This window comes from Priestia sp. JSM ZJ58 (assembly GCF_044383985.1).
In the GTDB taxonomy this organism is placed as follows: domain Bacteria; phylum Bacillota; class Bacilli; order Bacillales; family Bacillaceae_H; genus Priestia; species Priestia zanthoxyli.
The window spans coordinates 3,951,375-3,969,924 of the sequence record NZ_JBISEM010000001.1; the positions used below are offsets into that span (position 1 = coordinate 3,951,375).

The following is an 18,550-nucleotide window of genomic DNA, read 5'->3' on the forward strand; positions in this document are numbered from 1 at the left end:
AAGTGAATTTATTTCTTGTTTATAAAAAAAACCGCAGAAATAGAAGGAGTTCTTCTAATTCCGCAGCTTTTTCATTCCGTAAAACAGACTATAAGCACGCGAAGATTTTACATAATTGCAGATAGAGCGACCTTAGCACTTCATCTACAATGACAATACGTATTCATCGCTATTTTTTTAATCTCAAAACCTAACCCTTATATATTGAATAAAGAGCGGCCAGCCGCTAAAAGCTTTTCTGTCCACTGATTTCTCTTATTTTCACTTTATCAATTTCCCACGGAAAAATCTCTTGCTTTGTAAGCATCTCTAACATAATTTTTTCGGTTAAACGAATAAAAGCTGCGGTTTTAAAAACCGCAGCTTCCTTTATCATGAGCTCATATAACTGGCTGTATATTTTTTCGTCTGTTTTTGTATTTCTTGATTTAAATGTTTGAAAAATGAGAGGGTTTCTTCATAATCCGTCGCTTTTTCATGAAACTTCAATGTAAGATTTTCTTCAAACAACGTTTCTCCTTGATGACCGACCGCTTTCAGCTGAACATCTGTAACAATACCTTGCGAAATTGAACATAATAAATAATTAAAGCAATGAACCGGAACGATATGCATCAGATGGAAATCATCGATAGTTCTATCACTTTTTGTTTTCTTAAATTCCACAGTGAGTTCTTCCGGATGAATAAACACATTTATATGCTGTTTGGACAAACAAGTAGGATTCATTTTTTGTGTATACTCACAAAATTCTAGTCCAATAAATACAGAATTCTCGGAGTCAGCTTCAATGAAAATTTGCGAATTTTTTACCATTATCCTCGTCCTCCATATTCAATCTAGTTACCCCACCACTGGCATTTGCTTGTAGAATATTACCATTTCCTCTCTATTTTATCATTGATTTTTCTCAGTGCCTATTTAACAAGCGGAAGTTCTCTTTAAAAGAGAGGGAACTGACAGGCAGTTCTTTATGTGAGAATAATAAAAAAAAAGACACCTCTTTTGTTTTCTTGAGGTGTCCTTTAATATCATCAACCTGTGTTACGCAACCCTGCTGCAATGCCGTTAATCGTTAATAACGCTTCTTTTAAAAGTTCTTCATTTAACGTTTCAGCCTCATCTTCACGCAGCTTGGAAATGACCTTAACTTGTAAGAAGGTTAGAGGGTCCACATACGGATTTCGTAATTTAATAGATTCTTTAATCGTAGGAAGATGATCCATTAATTCTTTTTGACCCGTGATTTGAAGAATCATTTCTTTCGTAACATTATACTCTGTTTTAATAGCGGTAAAAATCCGCTCTGAAATAACCGGGTCTTGTACCATTTCCGTATATTCTTTTGCTGCCATTAAATCTGCTTTTGTTAAGGCCATTTGCAGATTATCAACGGTCGAGCGGAAAAATGGCCATTCTTTATACATTTGCTGAAGAAGCTGTATATCTCCGGATTTCTCTACTAAGTGCTGTAAGCCCGTACCTGCAGCGTACCAGGCTGGAAGCAGCTGTCTGCTTTGCGTCCATGCAAATACCCACGGAATCGCTCGTAAGTCTTCAAAGCGATCACTTCCTTTTCGACTCATTGGACGTGACCCGATATTTAAAGCCCCCAGCTCAGGAAGAGGTGTAGCTTGTTTAAAATACGTTAAAAAGTCTGGATCTTTGAAAACAAGCTCTTGATATTTACGTAATGAAGCAGTTGAAATCTCGTCCATTGTTTCTTCCCATTCATGTGTACGAATATCACATTGTTCAGCTTCTTGGGAAACATTTGCTGCCGCTGTAAGAAGAGCTGAGACCGCTTGCTCAAGACTTCGGTAAGCAATGTCATATAAAGAGTATCTAGAAGAAAGAACTTCTCCTTGCTCTGTAATTTTAACGCCGTCTCCTAGTGTCTCAACAGGCTGAGATAAAATACTTCGGTTTAACGGGCCACCTCCTCGGCCTAGTGAGCCGCCTCGACCGTGGAAAAACTTCAGACGAACTTGATACTTCCTCGCCATATCGTGAATTTCCTGCTGCGCTTTGTAGAGCTTCCAATTAGCGGTAAGCGTTCCTCCGTCTTTGCTTCCATCTGAGTAGCCAAGCATGATTTCTTGCAAATCCTGCTGTTTTCTTAAGTGCTCTCGATAAAAATCTAATTGAAATAGCTGTTCCATAATTTTAGGGCCTGCTGTGAGATCATCGATTGTTTCAAGCAGCGGAGCTATATTTAACTTACTTTCAATGCGGCCATCTGCATGAAGGCGATAAATACCCGCTTCTTTGGCAAGTACCATGACTTCTAACAAATCACTTGCAGACTGGGTCATACTGATTAAATAGACTTCAATAGATCTTTCTCCAAATTCTTTATGTGCTCGATGAATCATGTTAAATACTTCAATTACTTGCTGCGTTTCTTTGGAGTAATTCTCTACAAACGATATCACAGGTCTTGGATCTTGAAGCACCTTCCCTAGCAGCTTAACTTTTTCCTCTTCTGTTAAGGCTGAATAATCTTCAGCTAAAGAAACAGCATGGAAAATTTCTTTGATCGCCGCTTCATGTTCTCCGCTGTGATTACGGATATCAAGCGTTGCTAAATGAAAACCAAACAGCTCAACTTGGCGAATTAATTTGCATAAGCTTTTTAACTGATAATCCTGAGGCTGGTGCTTTTGCAAGCTATCTTTGATTAGAAATAAATCATGTAGAAGTTCTTCCGACCTTTGATAACCTGCTTCTGACTCTCCAACTAAATTTAATTTATGAAGCATAATCGTAAGCTTGCAGCGGTATACTTCGTGTTTGATTCTCCATCGCTTTTTCTCAGGCAGCAGGGATATTTCTTGATTAATAGAATCAAGAAGGTTATCTGAAACTGCGACTCTTTTTGTAGACTGACTTAACCTTTGTCTCAATTGAGTAAGCGACTCTTTATATTTACGAATAGCTAACTTCCTTTGTTTGACAAGCGTTTGCCACGTTACTTTGGGAGTTACGTTTGGATTTCCATCTCGGTCTCCGCCAATCCATGAACCAAATCGAAGGATATTAGGCACCTTCCAATTTTCTTCGGGGTAATTCTCCTTCAAGGAATTTTCCAATTCCTGATGAAGTTGAGGAAGCACTTCAAATAACGTTTCATCAAAATAATATAATCCATTGGATACTTCATCCATTACGGTTGGTTTGCGATCTCGCAGCTCATTTGTTTGCCATAAAATCAACACTTCGCTAAACAGTCTTTCTTCAATTTCCGTACGTTCACGTTTTGTTAACGTTGGATTATCTAAGTTTTTCAGAAGCTCAGCCATTCGTTTATGAATATCAAGAACACTTCGCCTAGTGGCTTCTGTTGGATGAGCCGTAATGATGAGCTCTAGAGATAAAGTTTGAAGCAAGTTAGCAATTACGTCTGGTGCCACGCCATTATTTTTAAGGGAAACAACGGCACTTTCCAATGAGCCCGGCTGCATAATAGAATCTTCTTGCTGCTGATATTCGCGTCTGCGACGAATTCGATGATTTTGCTCTGCAATATTAACTAAATGAAAATAAACTGCAAACGCCCGAATAACCTGCTCGCGCATCGGCTGTTCAAGAGTAACGATTTCATTTTTTATTTCTTTATAGATAGCTTCATCTTTGTTTTCTCTAAGTGATTTTGCCACTTCGCGTATTTTTTCTACTTTGTTGAGCAGTTCTTCTCCACCTTGGTGAACCAGAACTTTCCCCAACAATTGACCGAGAAACTTTACATCACGGCGCAGAGCAGTGCTGCTGTTTTGTCTTTCTGCTGCTTCTACTGTTACCATTAGACTCGACACCTTTCTTCATAAATGTTGTACTTTTTAAACTTTTTAGAAAATTATATTAAATTCATATTACCATGAACGAAAATAAATTTCATATAATTTTATTTCCTCCTCTCGGTTAGGAGGAAAGATTCATCAAATATAAAAAAGAGGTCGAGACATAACGAAATGAATCCAATCTAAAGACGAACAAATGGGATACATAGGCTGAACCGCTTGTGACACCGCAGTTGGTTTCCGTGCAAGACTTCGCTTTCCGCGGGAGTCTTCGCCTTGCCCTCCAATCAACTGCTAGAAGTACCTACACACACGAAAGCTACGTTTAACACAACAAAAAAAACGAACCACTAATCAAGCATCTTGATCAATGGTTCGTTTTTCACTTGAGCTAAAACACTTTTCAGCCTCTCTTTTATCCTACCAAGGTTGTCCTAAATCCAATACCGAGGCTAGTTCATTGCTTTTTTTACGCACTTGTTTACGCGTGGCAGCGCGATCTGCCCCCGTTTGAAACAGGTATTTTTCTTCTTCTGTTTCTGGAATAAGCTCCGGTACTGTTCGGGGCTTTCCATCATCATCCATTGCCACAAAAGTTAAAAATGATGTGGCTGCAATTTGACGCTCCCCGGTTTTTAAATTTTCTTTAATCACTTTCACAAATACTTCCATGGATGAACGACCTGTCCATGATACGTATGACTCCAAACATACAGAATCCTGAGGCGTAATAGGGTGCAGAAAATGAATAGAGTCTGCTGAAGCTGTCACACACTCTGTACGACTGTGACGATAAGCTGAAATAGACGCAATCATATCAATATCACTCATTAACTTTCCGCCAAATAACGTATTGTGATTATTAATATCATTAGGAAAAATGCGGCTCGTTCGAACGGCCTTTGTATCTTTACAATAATTTGCTTTCATTAGTAAGAACCTCCATTGATGCCTATCATAATAAGAATAAAAGAATGAATGAACCTATACTAGCATATTTTGATAAATTTAGCTTTACAAAAAACTCGTTGATTTATTTACAGAAAACAAAAAAGAGAAGAAAAATTCTTCTCTTTTTTGTCTATCGAATATAGCTTGATCCAAACGTTTTACCTAAAGAATCACTGTATAGGTCACTTGACTTTACAGTCCATTTCCCATCTTCTTTCACCATAAAAATTCGTAGGGGACGACTTCCGTCTTTCGTTTCTAACTCATTTACAATATCTTTGAATTTAGAAGCCGCAAACTCTTCAGAGTGTTCTGTATCGTAATCTTTCGTTTCATCTGTATATGCTCTCTTAAGCTGCGATACGTATGAATATAAGTCTGATAAATTAAGAGTAGTGTACTCCACTTCTACTACGGCTTTATTATTTGCATTCGCAATCACATTTGTTTTCACGCTTGCTTTTTCTTTTAAAACATCTTTATACATGTTAAAAAAATCTTTTTTTGCGTTGTCGGTTAAACTGTTAGAAAAAGCACCTTTTAATTCCTCATTAAACGCTTTTTTCTGTTCTTCTATGACAGCTGTTTTGTCTGCTGTTACATATTTATCATAGTCTACGTTTTCTTTGTTTAAGTAAAGGACTTCTGTATAAGCTTGCAGAGCTTTTTCTGGGTCTTGCAGCTTATTATAGCTTTTCGCGTATTTTTTCGTATCCAGTGTTAATGTCACTTCGTCAATTTTTTCATCATAATCAGATGATGTTGGCTGAAGCCCAATTTTGTACTTTTTATCTTTTTTGACTTCAAAGACAAACGTTAAATTTTTTTGCTTTCCAGCGCCAATCTTGTCAGATGTACTGTTTTCTAGTCCGAGCTCACGACTGTTCACTCCCGTTTTTGGGGACAATTGTTCATCTCCTTCGTATAAATACACACCGTCATAATCTGATAAGGATATACTGTTTTTGGATACATTTTTCACTTTCAAATCAACTTTCAACAGCCCTTTTTCTTCACTTGTAGCTCCTTCATCACTATCTACTAAAATATAAGAAGCGCTGTCAATGGATGCTTCAATCGTCTTATTTTTAGCCGAAGTGGATCCTCCCGTTTCCTTAGAACTGTTGCAAGCCGCTAATACTAGCATAAGTACAAAAGCCAAAGCCAAAACATTCATTTTTTTCACAGCTGCCTAATCCCCTTTATTTTGTTTTTTTAGAACTTTATCCCAAATAAAGGTTCCCTCTATATAAATACTTAAACCTTAAAATCTATATTTTTTACAATATTTTGATAAAAACTAAGTCTAAATTCTCCTCTCATCTAAATAAAAAAAACACGAGCATCAGCTCGTGTTTTTTATTTAGATTGAAAATTTTCTTGATTGATTTGTTCAGCTTCTTTCATATATCGGTTAGATTTGCCACTTTTAATTCCCCAGTAATAAAAAGCTAATGATACACAAGCAATCACTACCATATCCCATCCGAAAGGCAAAATATTTTTGCCTCCGAATTTTTCGCTTCCTATGTAGGAAATAAAAATCATGCACGCTAAATAGATAATCATCCAAGCCCCGGTTAAAAATTCTTTTTTAAAGCCTACCCATTTATTTTTCGCTTGGTAATAAAAATAAATGGGCAGGCCAATTGCCATAATAAAGATCACTTCACCTGTAAGCGGCCACCTTGCCCAGTAAAGCGTCAAAGAAGCAAAAACGAAGCCGCATGGCGCAATAACTGATGCCCCTTTTAAATAAAATGGACGGTAAAAGTGTGAAGCCGTTTTTCTTAATGTTATAAGCGCTACAGGGCCCATAATATAAGAGATAAGCGTCGCTACTGAGATCACTTCTGCTAAGACACCCCATCCTCTAAATAAAAAGAGAAACAAAAAGCAAGCTGCTAAATTTAGCCACATAGCTGGGCGCGGAACATTGTAAAGTGGATGAAGAGTACCAAATATCTTTGGCAAATATCCATTTTTCTGCATCCCGTATAACATTCTAGAAGTAGTTGCCGTATATGTAGCACCTGTGCCGGAAGGGGAAACAAATGCATCTGCGTATAACACAATTGTTAGCCAGTTAATTCCAAGTGCAATCGCTAAATCAGCAAAAGGAGAATTAAAATTCAAATGATTCCATCCATCAGCAATTGATGACGGACTTACTGCTCCGATAAAAACAATTTGCAATATAATGTATACAATTCCAGCAATAAAAATTGAACCAATTACAGCTACCGGAATTGATTTATTAGGTGATTTTGCTTCTCCTGCCATATTTACAGGACTTTGAAACCCGTTAAATGCAAACACAATACCTGATGTTGCAACTGCCGTTAAAACACTGGCCCACCCATAAGGAGCAACCCCATGCTCACTTGAAAAGTTTCCACTATGAAAACCAGCAAAAAATAAAGCCCCTGCCGTTAAACCAGGAATAATCAATTTAACAATCGTAATAAATGAGTTTGCTTTAGCAAAAAGATTTACCGTCCAATAATTCACAAAAAAGTAAACGAATAATAACAAAGACGCAACTGCCAAGCCCTTGGGCGTTAAAATGCCATTATCTACTAATTCATGAGTCCAGCGAGCCCATTTCCACGGCCAAGTACTCATATATTGCACAGATGCAATAGCCTCCACTGTTATCGTTGAAGCGATTGAAATCCAGTTAGCCCAAGCAGCCAAAAACCCAATAAATGATCCGTGTGAATACTGAGGATATTTAACCATCCCCCCTGCTTGTGGAAACATGGCGCCCAGTTCAGCATATGATAGAGCAATGGTCAAAATAACCACCATTCCAATAACCCATGAAAAAATAGCCGCGGGTCCCGCAATTTGAGCTGCTTTCCATGCTCCAAACAGCCATCCCGAACCAATAATCGAACCTATGCCTGTCATGGTTAAAGCAAATGTTCCCATCTTCCTTTGCATATTGCTCATCCAAATCTACTCCTCTTCCCTAGGAAAATAAAAAAAACACTTGCGAAATTTTCTCAAGTGTTTGCCCAGGCGCGCGGCTTATACGCTATATGCTCCCCCATGGTCATCCATGTTGCGCCAGTCACATATAGGAATATATTTTTTATCAGTATATAATATTCATTACTATTACTCAATACACAAAAATATTTACATTGCTTTTCTAAAAATAATAAATTATTCGTAAAATTTCGAATAATCCTTCTGAAAACCTCTTTTAAATTACAAAAAGAACTAAAATCCTAACTTTCTCTATCATTTAATTTTTTTACTCCACGAGCAAATTACCTTCTACAAATTATATTAATATATATTATTCATTTACAAAATAAGAATTAACAGCTATATATCCATAGAATTCTTGCACTAGACCCTTTACTTATATACAATATGAAGAAAAGATACTAAAGTGAACTGCCCACCACTTAGCTACGCTTGAAGTGGGACACTGCTTTTGGGAAAACGTTAAAACCTACATATCATGCACTTCGCAACGAATGAAGTACTTCGAGCAAACTTCTCTGTTTACACAAGCAAAAAACAGGGAAAATTACGAAAAAAGATTGTTAGAGGGATGCTTATGAATTATGCAAATGTAAAAGTTCTTTATTTTGATGACGACGGAACCATTCCAAATCACCCTCGTCTCCCAGTTTTGTTGTATGAACACGTATTTATTAGTAAGAAAGAGAAAGTGGAGAGCATTTTTAATTCTCACAACTGGAAAAACAGCTGGGTAGGCGGCATATATGATTTCCACCATTACCACAGCAATTCTCATGAAGCACTAGGTGTAATTAGCGGATCTGCACGTTTAAAACTAGGTGGACATATGGGGGAAAATATCGTGGTGCATGCTGGCGATGTGCTCGTACTTCCTGCAGGCACAGGGCACATGCGTCTGCAGTCAACTGCTGATTTTAAAGTGGTTGGAGCTTATCCTGAGGGCATGGATTACAATTTACGAACAGGAAAACAAACTGATCGCCCTCACGTATTTGATGAAATTGCCCAAGTACCTATTCCTACAACAGATCCTGTTTATGGCGACAAAGGACCATTGACAGAGTGGTGGAACTAGACAAGCACTTATTGTCTAGTTTTTTTATTTGCTCTGTTTTATTCTTCCCATGAATCTCTATTGGAACATACAAATTCTTTTCTTATGATGCAATAGCAATATACTTTATCTCATCGAAATAACAAAAATTTCTCGGTCAAAACTAAATTTCTTCTTTTCCATTTTCTTTTTGCTTCAAGAGCAACTTCGCTTAGATTCCTCCCCTTTTTTTCTTTCATAATCATTTCAAATATACTCTCATTATAAGCTCTTTTTTGTTTTTCTAAAAAAATTTCCATGGATTATAACGAAATTTTCAAAAAACTTATTGCTTTACCATGTCAGACTTGCTATCATAGTGAACATTGTTAGATAAATTTTTAGTAGGAGGAGTAAAATTGAACAGAAAATTCATAATTTTTATTTTATTCATCATTCCATTTATTGCTCAATTCGCTTTTTTACCTTTTGTAAATAACATTCATCCAATTATTTTTGGATTACCTCTTTTGCATTTATGGTTATTTTTATGGGTCTTCTTAACGCCTGTTTGTACATTTATTATTTATCGTTTACAAAAATCTTGGGGGGACATTGAATAATGCAAGGAAATTTAACAGCACTTTTAATCACATCAGCAATTGTTCTTGTCGTTATCGCAATTGGCTTTATAGCGGGACGTGACAAATCATCTAGAAGCTCAGTTGAAGAGTGGGCTGTAGGTGGAAGACGTTTTGGAAGCCTGCTTGTCTGGCTTTTAGTAGGAGCAGATTTATATACTGCTTATACATTCCTAGGTCTTACGAGTACAGCTTATCAGGGAGGAAGCATCGCATTTTTTGCCATCCCTTACTCTGTTTTAGCCTTTTTAATTTCATACTTTTTTCTTCCAAAGCTTTGGACTGTTGCTAAAAAGCACAAACTTACTACGCTTGCTGATTATGCCAGAGAACGTTTTAGCAGTAAATTTCTCTCCTCTTTAATTGCCATAGTAGGTGTATTGATGCTTATTCCATATATTGATCTTCAGCTTAGCGGTATTCAAGATACTCTTCGCGTTGCAGGAACTGGCTACATTAACGTAAAAGCTGTCGTTATTCTTTCATTCTTTCTTGTGGCTCTTTATACCTTTTTCAGCGGAATTAAAGGTCCCACATATACGGCAATTATTAAAGATATTTTAGTATGGGCGATTATGTTATTTATGGTTGTTTCTCTGCCAATTATGCATTTTGGAAGCTGGGGCAACATGATCGACAATGTTGCAAAGGATGCGCCTCAGCTATTAACGGTCCCAACACAAGGACCTAAAGGCATTCCATGGTTTATTACAGCATCACTCGTATCTGCTTTAGCTTTATTCATGTGGGCCCACGCTGCTACAGGTGTTTTCACTGCTAAAAGTGCAGATTCGCTTCGTAAAAATGCTATTTTCTTACCGCTTTACAATATTGTTTTAATTCTAGTCATCTTCTTAGGATTTATTGCTTATCAAGTATTACCTCAAGATACAACGGATCCTAGATTAGCATTATTAACCTTAATTCAATATTCATATGGCGGCATTGGCCAAGGGTTAGCTTATGCAACGATTGCTCTTGCTTCATTAATTCCATGTTCTATCATGGCTATCGGAGCGTCTAACTTATTTGCAAATAATATATTCAGAGATTTAATTAATCCAAATGTACAGGGTAAAACATTAACAATGGTTACTCGTTCTATGGTTTTCGTTGTTATTGGACTGGCACTTTTATTCGGTTTATTATTCCCTCAAGCACTTGTTTCCCTACAGTTACTAGGGGTATCCGGTATGGTACAAATCTTCCCGGCTATCGTTATCAGCCTGTTTTGGAGAAATCAATCGAAAGAAAGTACGATTGCTGGATTAGTAGTAGGGCTGGTTGTAACGTTTACCGTCCATGCCACAGGAAATTCATTTGGTCTTTATGAAGGGTTCTGGGGATTATTATCTAACCTACTCGTAGTTGTTATTTTAAATCCAATCTTTTCGGCAAAAACGAAAGCAGCAACAAATGGCGTGAAAGAAACATTATTTTCTAAAGGCACTACGCAAACTGAATTAAAGAAAAACGCATAAAAAAAGTTCAGCCGACTGGCTGAACTTTTTTTAGATAATATTCTCTTTTTCAGAAGGGGATGAAGTCGATTCTCTTTCCCAACATTCAATATTTTGATTGTTTTCTAACGCATCTTTATAAAAGACTGGATTTTTCCCTTCCTTTTTCTGCTGATTATAGTCATGCAAGGCAGAAAACGCCACTTTCGATAATAGAAAAATAGCAATTAAGTTCACCACTACCATCATCCCCATAAATAAGTCTGCCAAATTCCATACAAGCTGAAGCTGAGCGACCGACCCAAAAATAACCATCGCTAAAACACCTACACGATAAGACCAAAGCCACATCTTATTTGAATTTAAAAATTCAATATTCGTTTCTCCATAATAATAATTGCCAATTAACGTACTAAAAGCAAATAGAAATACCATGATAGCTAAAAACCCTGATGCCCAAGAACCGATATGTGTACTAAGAGAAGCTTGGGTTAATTCAATGCCGCTTAGTCCCTGCTTATAGGCGGGGGATAAGAGAACGATAAATGCTGTGCTTGTACAAATCACGAGTGTGTCCGTCAAGACACCAAATGCTTGGATAAGACCTTGTTTAACTGGGTGACTCGTCACTGCAGTTGCCGCCGCGTTGGGAGCACTTCCCATCCCTGCTTCATTGGAAAACAGTCCGCGCTTTACTCCGTTGATTAACGTTGCACCAATTGATCCCCCAAGCGCCTGTTCAAATCCAAATGCATTTTTCACAATTAGAGATAGAACGGCAGGCATTTGATCAATATTTTTAAAGATAATGAACAGAGCCATTCCAATGTATAAAACGGCTAATACGACAACGATGTATTCCGATATCTTGGCGATGCGTTTGATCCCGCCAAAAATAATTACCGCAAATATAACTGTCATAATAATCCCAATCAACAAGCGGCTCGTTCCGAAAGAGTTCTCAAATGCCAGCGTAATCGTATTAGACTGCACAGCGTTAAACACCAGGCCAAATGATAGTGTAATGAGTACAGCAAATAGACCGCCCATCCATCTTTTATTTAACCCTTTTTCCATATAGTAAGCGGGTCCTCCTCGAAATCCGTTTGACCCTTTTACTTTATAGATTTGAGCGAGTGTACTTTCTACAAAACTTGATACTGAACCGATAATAGCAATAATCCACATCCAAAATACAGCACCCGGTCCACCAAGAGCAATAGCAATCGCTATACCGGTAATATTTCCCGTCCCTACCCGAGCTGCCATGCTTATGCAAAAAGCTTGAAACGGAGAGACTCCCCCACCTTTAGCCGCTCGTCCTTCTTTCAAAACAAGTACCATTTCTTTCAACATGCGAAACTGCAAAAAACGAGAGCGAATCGTAAAATAAATACCAATTGATACAAGTAAAATAATTAATAAATTCGACCAAAAAAAATCATTGATGACGCTAATCATACTTTCGATTGCTTGTTGCATGCCTATCACCTCATTAAAAAATTTGGTAGAACAAATGCAAAACATGAAAGTTTTTTCTCTTGGTGTTTATATTATTGAAGCGAATGAAGAGTACGTAAATAGGCTAAAAAATACTCAAATCCCATTCTTTTGCGATTTTTTTTAGCAGCATAACGCCTTTTACGCTATTCCCGTACTCATCAATAGCTGGACTGTAAATTCCGATACCGCATCCGTCAGGAAATGGAGACTGCTTTTTCGTATTAGGTGGCACCAATGACATGATTCCTCCTGATACACCGCTTTTAGCTGGCATACCAACAAATGCCGCAAACTTTCCGGAGGCATTATACATACCGCATGTAAGCATGAGCGCTTTTGTTAATTTAGCTACTTCTTTTGGAATGACTTGTTTGTGAAACACTGGATGATATCCGTCTAATGACAGAATTAATCCGATCAGCGCAATATCTTCAGTCGTTACTTCAATTGAGCACTGCTTTAAGTAAACCTCTAGCACTTCTTCTACTTCTCCTTGTAAGTAGTTTGTTTCTTTTAAATAGTAGGCAAGCGCACGATTTCGATGAGACGTTTGCCATTCTGATTCAAAGACGGTTTCATTAATGAGCGGTGTTTTCCCGGTAAGCATTGTTATCACATCAAACAAATAGCTTAATTTTTCTTTTGCCGTCTCCCCAGATAAAAGAGATGAAACCGTTAAAGCACCGGCGTTAATCATAGGATTGAACGGCTTTCCTGGTTTATGCATTTCCAGTCTTATAATAGAATTAAATGCATCTCCAGTTGGCTCTACATCCACTCTCTCTAGTACATAAGGAATGCCGCAGCATAAGCAGGCTGCTATAAAGCTAATGACTTTAGAAATACTTTGAAGAGTAAATACCGCTTCATAATCGCCAGACTGGATAACCGTTCCGTCAGCACCAATCAAACAAATACCTAATTGAGACGAGTCCATACCTTTCAGTGCTGGAATGTAATCAGCCGTTTTTCCTTCTGACGAAAATTCTTTTATTTGTTGCACCCACTCCTGTAACCGGTCTTTTGCAGTGAGCTGTAAGTAAGACATTTCCTGTTCAATTTCTCTTTTCATTAAAATCACCTCATCACTTCATTAACTTTTTATTTTAAAGCGCTTTCATAAAGCGGGATTTCATTTTCGTTTTTAATGTACAATGCAACCTACGAGAGCATACAAAAACCTACAAAACTTTTTGGAATTATATTTTTATCTTTGGCACTCTTCTCCATTGTGCTGGACGCTGTCACAATGTATACTAATTCACGAATCACTTCAGGAGGTGTAATTATCTGAATTTTAAATCTTTCATTCAAAAAGATCCGTACATTTTATTGCTCATGCTCATTACTGTTCCGCTGGCGGGAGAGCTAAAATTTTATCCGTTAAATGAAACATTTCGAATTACATTTGGAGCTCCAACATTTTTCTTTTTCCTATTGCTTTTAAAACGGAAAACCGTTTTATCTGGCGGCTTGTTAACCGCTTTAAGCGTCGTTCTCTTTCGCATCATGCTCGATTATATCACGCTCGATCATTTTCAATTTGCGGCTTCTGCACATACGCATTACCCTACGTTTTTCTTTTACTTTACGTATGCACTTTTATTTTTTATTTTTAAAGTAAGCCGCATGAACTATAGTGCTATTGTGATTGGATTAATTGGACTCATCATTGAAATAGCTGCTGATATAGTCGAACTAACTGCGCAGTATATCGTTTTGCACACAACCATTCATATCGATTCATTATCCGACATGGCCGTTATTGCTTTTGCTCACAGCTTTATTGTACTTAGCTTTTTTAATATGATGACAATTTATGAATCACAGTCGCGAGAACGTCAAATTCGCAAACAAAATGAGCACATGCTAATGCTTATTACAAGCCTTTATGAAGAAACCGTTCATTTAAAAAAGACCCTTCATAATACAGAAGTGATTACAAAAGCCTCGTACGATTTATACCGTGTATTAAATCAGCAAGAAAAAGATCATTCTGTGCTAAACCAAACGCTCAGTAAAAAAGCGCTTCGGATTGCCGGAGATATTCACGAAGTAAAAAAAGACAACCAGCGTATTTTTGCGGGCTTATCTAAAACAATTTCAAATGAAAGTTTCCAAAATTATATGAAAGCAGAGGAATTAATCGAGCTGATCGTACGCATTAACAAAAAATATGCCGATTCCCTTCACAAACAAATTACCTTTTTTTCCTCTGTAAACGGGGAACATTTCAGCTACCACGTTTATACCATTTTATCGATCATTAATAACTTGGTAGCAAACGCAGTGGAAGCGATTAAAGATGAAGGAAGGATTGTTTTATCGGTACATAGACAAGCTGAACATGTAGAATTCCATGTACAAGACAACGGTCCTGGCGTGCCTTTGAAGTACGAAAAAGCTATTTTTGAACCTGGTTTCACCTCAAAATACGATCAATTTGGAAACCCCTCTACTGGCATTGGCCTTTCTTATGTAAAAGATATTGTTCAAGAGCTTGAAGGTACGATTAAAGCTACACAAGAAGACAGCGGAATGACGTTTATCATTCAAATCCCCCTTCATAATCTAATTCAGAAAGGATGAGTTTATGCGATTTTGTATTACAGATGACGATTCAGCTATTCGTTCAACGCTCAGTCAGCTGATTGAAGATGAGGATTTAGGAGAAGTTGTAGAAGAAGTCGTCGACGGAAGCTTTTTAGATGCTTCTATGTTAAATTTAAAACAAATTGATATTTTATTTATCGATTTACTTATGCCAGGACGGGATGGGATCGAAACGATCCGTCATTTAAAAGATTCATTTAACGGAAAAATGATTATGATTTCACAGGTAGAGTCCAAAGAATTGATAGGAGAAGCCTATTCATTAGGAATTGAATACTATATTACAAAACCAATTAATCGAATTGAAATTTTAACGGTTATTCGAAAAGTAATGGAACGAATCTCCCTTGAGAAATCAATCGATGATATTAAAACCTCCTTGAACAGTTTAGCGACAGCTCATCACGCTCCCCCTTCAAGCCAGCCGATAACGAAACAAGTCCATCTATACGATGTAGGAAAATTCTTATTAGCCGAGTTAGGTATTGTAGGAGAAAATGGTGCAAAAGATTTACTGGATATTTTACAGTTTCTGTACACTTATGACCAAAGAGAAAGTGTGGAAAAACATTTCCCTTCTCTAAAAAATATTTTTGTGAATGTTGCTGAGAAAAAATTGGGAGCTCACGCGTCTTCTATTGAAATTAATCGTGAAACCAAGGCTTGTGAACAGCGAATAAGACGAGCAGTTACTCACTCACTGAATCACTTTGCTTCTATTGGATTAACAGATTTTTCAAATCCAAAGTTTGAAAATTATGCTTCTAAGTTTTTTGACTTTACAGCCGTTCGTAAAAAAATGAAAGAACTGCAGGGAGATTCTAAAATTTTGCCGATTCGCATTAACACCAAAAAGTTTATTCAAATATTTTTTCTTGAAGCCAAGCGTTTGTTAAGCCAAGAAAAAAGCTGGTATTGACAGAAAAGACGGAAAAGGTGCAAATCCCTCATCCGTCTTTTATGCTAATTGATTCAGTTTTACTAAGGCAGGACCATATACAGTACGCAGAAGCAGCGTCTCTTCGCCTTTTGCGTATTCCGCTAGAGAAAAGGCTCCTTTTTCTGTTTCTACCTGTACATCTACAGAAACTGGGCATCTCTTTAGCTTACTGACTATCATTTCCGCTTGTTTCACCGACAAATAAGAAGAAAGGCGAATAAGTACATCTAAATCACTGGTTGTCGTGACAACTTCTTCACCGCTTGCAAGCTCGAACCCTACACTGCCGGTTGGTCCCCACGCAAATTTTTCAAAAATAATAGCCACCTCTTCCAAAGCGCGTATAGCTGGCATGTTTCTAGACTGGGCGTTTTGAAAAAATGAAACGAGATTTTCCGGCCTAATTGTTTGTTTAATGGCCTCCTCAGATAAAAAAGCACCAAAACGCTGATTCCTTCGTTCTCCTCTTACTCCAATAGGTATCAGTTTATCTCGGTGAACAGCACGCCTTACCACTACAAATGGAGCCTTGGCTAATGAATATTCCACCCACTCGGGGATAGGTGTATAACTGATAAGCTTTGCTTCCTCTTTTAACTGAAGCAAATCATGAGCTATATATTCCATTGTTTTTCCAACTCACCTCTTACCCATAAAGAAGCTTTTCGCCCTTCCTTTCTTGCTTGCTCACTGTGCAGCCGGCTGCTTAAATCGTATACACCTTCACAGCGAACATCTTCTACTGCTCCAATTAAAATATCTTGAATCATTTGAACGTCGCGCTCTGTGGGCTGCTCTGCTTGAATACCGCTAACCAGCTCATATAAAGCGCCAAGTGAAGCAAATGATTTAATATCATAAGCCATGGACGGGACTTTCTTTGAAGCTTCCTCAAGTTCTTTTATACTTCTTTTAGTAATGCGCGCTGCCGACTGTTTGGACATGGCGTGAACATTTACTCCTTCGTCTTTTAAAGCCAAAATTCGATTCGATTGGTATCCATGAGCCAAAAATGCTCCTGAAATTGCTTTTCCGACAATTAACGTAATAACCGGATGACCTGCTAAGCGCGCTGCTGCATAAGCATCAGCTGCAGCACCGCAAGCATAGTGAATACCTAGAAGTTCTTCATGATAGCCATACGCTTGACTCGGTACGTCCACAATGGCAATTATAGGGCGCGGAGATTGATTTCGATCTTCTTTTATTACTTCACGAACGTGCTTAGCAATTGCCCATCCTTCATCTAGTCCTACTTCCCCTTTTCGTGCACGTAAGAAACGATTATAAGGATTAGGTACAACCGATATATATCGGACCTTTTCTCTTCCTAGCAGTGCGTCTTTATAAAGAACGGAAGGAATTTCAAAATCTGCTTCCTCATCATTTATTAAAGCGTTAATCCACACGCGACCGCGGCTGTTAGGCATGCTACCTGGAACTTCGTTCAACGAGTAAGAGACTGCTGAAGGGATATGTTCATTTTTTGTTGCTTTATACAATTCTTGAAATTGATAAGGAGCCATTTTTTCTGAAGGATCAACCTTGCTAAGCAAATGCCTATAAAAATCTACTTGTTCTGTTTTACTAGCTACTTTTTCTTTTTTTTGAAACGTCTCTTGAACCGCTCGTTGAATAGCAGTAACATCATCCTGTGCTAATGTATCTGCAAACCCCGTTTCATAGCGTTGAATACCGCCAATCGTTTTCCAGATTAAGCTTCGGTCTCTTGCATCAAACTCTTCAACCCCCGCTTCTTGTTCGATCACTTCCGGGCCGTTAAGACCAAACCTTGCTTCTTTTGTCATAATGAGATAACTAAAGAGTGAAGCAGTGATAGACATTCCTCCAAAGCAGCCTACATTTCCTGAAATAACTCCGACAACAGGTGTATGCTCACGCAGAGCAACTACCGCTGAGCCAATTTCAGATATCGACAAAAGTCCATAATTCGCTTCTTGCAGCCTTACCCCTCCTGTATCGAATAGAAAAACAGGTCTAACAGGAACACCTTTTTTGTGATTATTAAGAGCTAATTCTAAAGCTCCTGCAATTTTAGCTCCCGATACTTCACCAATGCCTCCCCCTTGAAATCCTCCTTCTATTGAAATGACAACTGCTGGCTCCCCTGCTATTAGCCCACTTGCTATGATGACACCATCATCGCTTTGAGGAACAATATTTTGCTTAGGTAAATGAGGCGACTCGATCCCGTCAAAAGGGCCGAGCAGCTCACGAAATGTACCTTGATCTAAGATTGCCTGGGCTCGTTCTCTTCCATTTAACTCAATAAAGCTTTGATTATTCACTCCCATTTTCACTCACCTCCAAAGCTTGTGCAAGACGCAAAGCGACTACACCGGGCGTAGCACCGAAATCATTAATTACAATTTTCGCTTGAATCATATGAGCACTAAAAAACCGATCTAATACGGCTTTCCAGGTTTCACTAAACCCTTCACTTCCTGTTCGTACTGATACGTGAGCATGTTCTTCATCAGAAGGAACCATTAAGATTTCTAAATCCCCTGAACCAACAACGCCTACATGTGCGCGCTGAGTTAACTTTCGATCGGCTTTGTATTTAAACACTAACGTTTCCATTAGCC

The 18,550-nt window shown here is 38.0% G+C and carries 16 protein-coding genes and 1 riboswitch; of the genes, 5 read left to right on the forward strand and 11 right to left on the reverse strand.

What is annotated here, in order from left to right:
• Nucleotides 1-372: 372 nt before the first annotated feature.
• The 6 genes from ACH6EI_RS20400 to ACH6EI_RS20425 form a co-directional block, all read right to left on the reverse strand.
• Nucleotides 373-816, reverse strand: coding sequence for a hypothetical protein (locus ACH6EI_RS20400; RefSeq protein ID WP_014461480.1), 444 nt, complete (start codon nucleotides 814-816; stop codon nucleotides 373-375).
• 218 nt (nucleotides 817-1,034) lie between these two features.
• Nucleotides 1,035-3,803 carry a phosphoenolpyruvate carboxylase gene (gene ppc, locus ACH6EI_RS20405; protein WP_014461481.1) on the reverse strand — a complete coding sequence of 923 codons (2,769 nt, stop codon included), beginning with the start codon at nucleotides 3,801-3,803 and terminating at the stop codon, nucleotides 1,035-1,037.
• Nucleotides 3,804-3,938: 135 nt separating this feature from the next.
• Nucleotides 3,939-4,091: a hypothetical protein gene (locus ACH6EI_RS20410; RefSeq protein ID WP_181170519.1), complete on the reverse strand. Its 153-nt coding sequence runs from the start codon at nucleotides 4,089-4,091 to the stop codon at nucleotides 3,939-3,941.
• Nucleotides 4,092-4,220: 129 nt separating this feature from the next.
• On the reverse strand, nucleotides 4,221-4,730 hold the full coding sequence (locus ACH6EI_RS20415; protein WP_014461483.1) for an acyl-CoA thioesterase: 510 nt from the start codon (nucleotides 4,728-4,730) through the stop codon (nucleotides 4,221-4,223).
• 151 nt (nucleotides 4,731-4,881) lie between these two features.
• Nucleotides 4,882-5,928 (reverse strand): DUF5105 domain-containing protein, encoded by a 1,047-nt coding sequence (locus ACH6EI_RS20420; RefSeq protein ID WP_226313317.1) that lies wholly within the window; start codon nucleotides 5,926-5,928, stop codon nucleotides 4,882-4,884.
• Between the two features lie 182 nt (nucleotides 5,929-6,110).
• Nucleotides 6,111-7,706 carry a glutamate/serine transporter AimA gene (locus ACH6EI_RS20425; protein ID WP_108674395.1) on the reverse strand — a complete coding sequence of 532 codons (1,596 nt, stop codon included), beginning with the start codon at nucleotides 7,704-7,706 and terminating at the stop codon, nucleotides 6,111-6,113.
• Nucleotides 7,707-7,762: 56 nt separating this feature from the next.
• A riboswitch (ZMP/ZTP riboswitch) is annotated at nucleotides 7,763-7,841 on the reverse strand.
• A gap of 385 nt (nucleotides 7,842-8,226) precedes the next feature.
• Between ACH6EI_RS20425 and ACH6EI_RS20430 the strand changes: the two genes are divergently transcribed.
• The 3 genes from ACH6EI_RS20430 to ACH6EI_RS20440 all read left to right on the forward strand — a co-directional run bounded on the left by ACH6EI_RS20430 (nucleotide 8,227) and on the right by ACH6EI_RS20440 (nucleotide 10,906).
• Nucleotides 8,227-8,826, forward strand: a complete 600-nt coding sequence (locus ACH6EI_RS20430; RefSeq protein WP_014461487.1) for a cupin domain-containing protein — start codon at nucleotides 8,227-8,229, stop codon at nucleotides 8,824-8,826.
• Between the two features lie 377 nt (nucleotides 8,827-9,203).
• On the forward strand, nucleotides 9,204-9,407 hold the full coding sequence (locus ACH6EI_RS20435; protein ID WP_013055514.1) for a DUF3311 domain-containing protein: 204 nt from the start codon (nucleotides 9,204-9,206) through the stop codon (nucleotides 9,405-9,407).
• A complete protein-coding gene (locus tag ACH6EI_RS20440) occupies nucleotides 9,407-10,906 on the forward strand; it encodes a sodium:solute symporter family protein (protein ID WP_014461488.1) in 1,500 nt (499 codons plus the stop codon). Before ACH6EI_RS20435 ends, ACH6EI_RS20440 begins: the two co-directional genes overlap by 1 nt.
• A 30-nt stretch (nucleotides 10,907-10,936) precedes the next feature.
• On the opposite strand, the gene ACH6EI_RS20445 is transcribed toward ACH6EI_RS20440, so the two are convergent.
• Nucleotides 10,937-12,367 (reverse strand): alanine/glycine:cation symporter family protein, encoded by a 1,431-nt coding sequence (locus ACH6EI_RS20445; protein ID WP_014461489.1) that lies wholly within the window; start codon nucleotides 12,365-12,367, stop codon nucleotides 10,937-10,939.
• 103 nt (nucleotides 12,368-12,470) lie between these two features.
• Nucleotides 12,471-13,460, reverse strand: a complete 990-nt coding sequence (locus ACH6EI_RS20450; RefSeq protein ID WP_014461490.1) for a glutaminase — start codon at nucleotides 13,458-13,460, stop codon at nucleotides 12,471-12,473.
• A gap of 266 nt (nucleotides 13,461-13,726) precedes the next feature.
• On the opposite strand from ACH6EI_RS20450, the gene ACH6EI_RS20455 reads away from it, so the two are divergent.
• On the forward strand, nucleotides 13,727-14,977 hold the full coding sequence (locus tag ACH6EI_RS20455; protein ID WP_394530710.1) for an ATP-binding protein: 1,251 nt from the start codon (nucleotides 13,727-13,729) through the stop codon (nucleotides 14,975-14,977).
• Nucleotides 14,978-14,981: 4 nt separating this feature from the next.
• A complete protein-coding gene (locus ACH6EI_RS20460) occupies nucleotides 14,982-15,920 on the forward strand; it encodes a response regulator (protein WP_108674393.1) in 939 nt (312 codons plus the stop codon).
• Between the two features lie 39 nt (nucleotides 15,921-15,959).
• Here the strand turns inward: ACH6EI_RS20460 and ACH6EI_RS20465 are convergent, their stop codons facing one another.
• From ACH6EI_RS20465 to ACH6EI_RS20475, 3 genes are read right to left on the reverse strand one after another with little or no spacing between them, the layout of a single operon-like run.
• Nucleotides 15,960-16,568 carry a malonate decarboxylase holo-ACP synthase gene (locus ACH6EI_RS20465; protein WP_028412293.1) on the reverse strand — a complete coding sequence of 203 codons (609 nt, stop codon included), beginning with the start codon at nucleotides 16,566-16,568 and terminating at the stop codon, nucleotides 15,960-15,962.
• Complete coding sequence (mdcD, locus tag ACH6EI_RS20470; protein ID WP_098113879.1) at nucleotides 16,556-18,256, reverse strand: biotin-independent malonate decarboxylase subunit beta; 1,701 nt, start codon at nucleotides 18,254-18,256, stop codon at nucleotides 16,556-16,558. Before mdcD ends, ACH6EI_RS20465 begins: the two co-directional genes overlap by 13 nt.
• Complete coding sequence (locus tag ACH6EI_RS20475; protein WP_028412295.1) at nucleotides 18,243-18,545, reverse strand: malonate decarboxylase subunit delta; 303 nt, start codon at nucleotides 18,543-18,545, stop codon at nucleotides 18,243-18,245. Before ACH6EI_RS20475 ends, mdcD begins: the two co-directional genes overlap by 14 nt.
• Nucleotides 18,546-18,550 lie beyond the last annotated feature (5 nt).

Excerpts from the sequence above, each read along its gene's own strand:
- ACH6EI_RS20400 (WP_014461480.1), bottom strand. The coding sequence starts at position 816 with ATGGTAAAAAATTCGCAAATTTTCATTGAAGCTGACTCCGAGAATTCT.
- ppc (WP_014461481.1), bottom strand. The coding sequence starts at position 3,803 with ATGGTAACAGTAGAAGCAGCAGAAAGACAAAACAGCAGCACTGCTCTG.
- ACH6EI_RS20415 (WP_014461483.1), bottom strand. The coding sequence starts at position 4,730 with ATGAAAGCAAATTATTGTAAAGATACAAAGGCCGTTCGAACGAGCCGC.
- ACH6EI_RS20420 (WP_226313317.1), bottom strand. The coding sequence starts at position 5,928 with ATGAATGTTTTGGCTTTGGCTTTTGTACTTATGCTAGTATTAGCGGCT.
- ACH6EI_RS20425 (WP_108674395.1), bottom strand. The coding sequence starts at position 7,706 with ATGAGCAATATGCAAAGGAAGATGGGAACATTTGCTTTAACCATGACA.
- ACH6EI_RS20430 (WP_014461487.1), top strand. The coding sequence starts at position 8,227 with ATGCACTTCGCAACGAATGAAGTACTTCGAGCAAACTTCTCTGTTTAC.
- ACH6EI_RS20440 (WP_014461488.1), top strand. The coding sequence starts at position 9,407 with ATGCAAGGAAATTTAACAGCACTTTTAATCACATCAGCAATTGTTCTT.
- ACH6EI_RS20445 (WP_014461489.1), bottom strand. The coding sequence starts at position 12,367 with ATGCAACAAGCAATCGAAAGTATGATTAGCGTCATCAATGATTTTTTT.
- ACH6EI_RS20450 (WP_014461490.1), bottom strand. The coding sequence starts at position 13,460 with ATGAAAAGAGAAATTGAACAGGAAATGTCTTACTTACAGCTCACTGCA.
- ACH6EI_RS20455 (WP_394530710.1), top strand. The coding sequence starts at position 13,727 with ATGCTCATTACTGTTCCGCTGGCGGGAGAGCTAAAATTTTATCCGTTA.
- ACH6EI_RS20460 (WP_108674393.1), top strand. The coding sequence starts at position 14,982 with ATGCGATTTTGTATTACAGATGACGATTCAGCTATTCGTTCAACGCTC.
- ACH6EI_RS20465 (WP_028412293.1), bottom strand. The coding sequence starts at position 16,568 with ATGGAATATATAGCTCATGATTTGCTTCAGTTAAAAGAGGAAGCAAAG.
- mdcD (WP_098113879.1), bottom strand. The coding sequence starts at position 18,256 with ATGGGAGTGAATAATCAAAGCTTTATTGAGTTAAATGGAAGAGAACGA.
- ACH6EI_RS20475 (WP_028412295.1), bottom strand. The coding sequence starts at position 18,545 with ATGGAAACGTTAGTGTTTAAATACAAAGCCGATCGAAAGTTAACTCAG.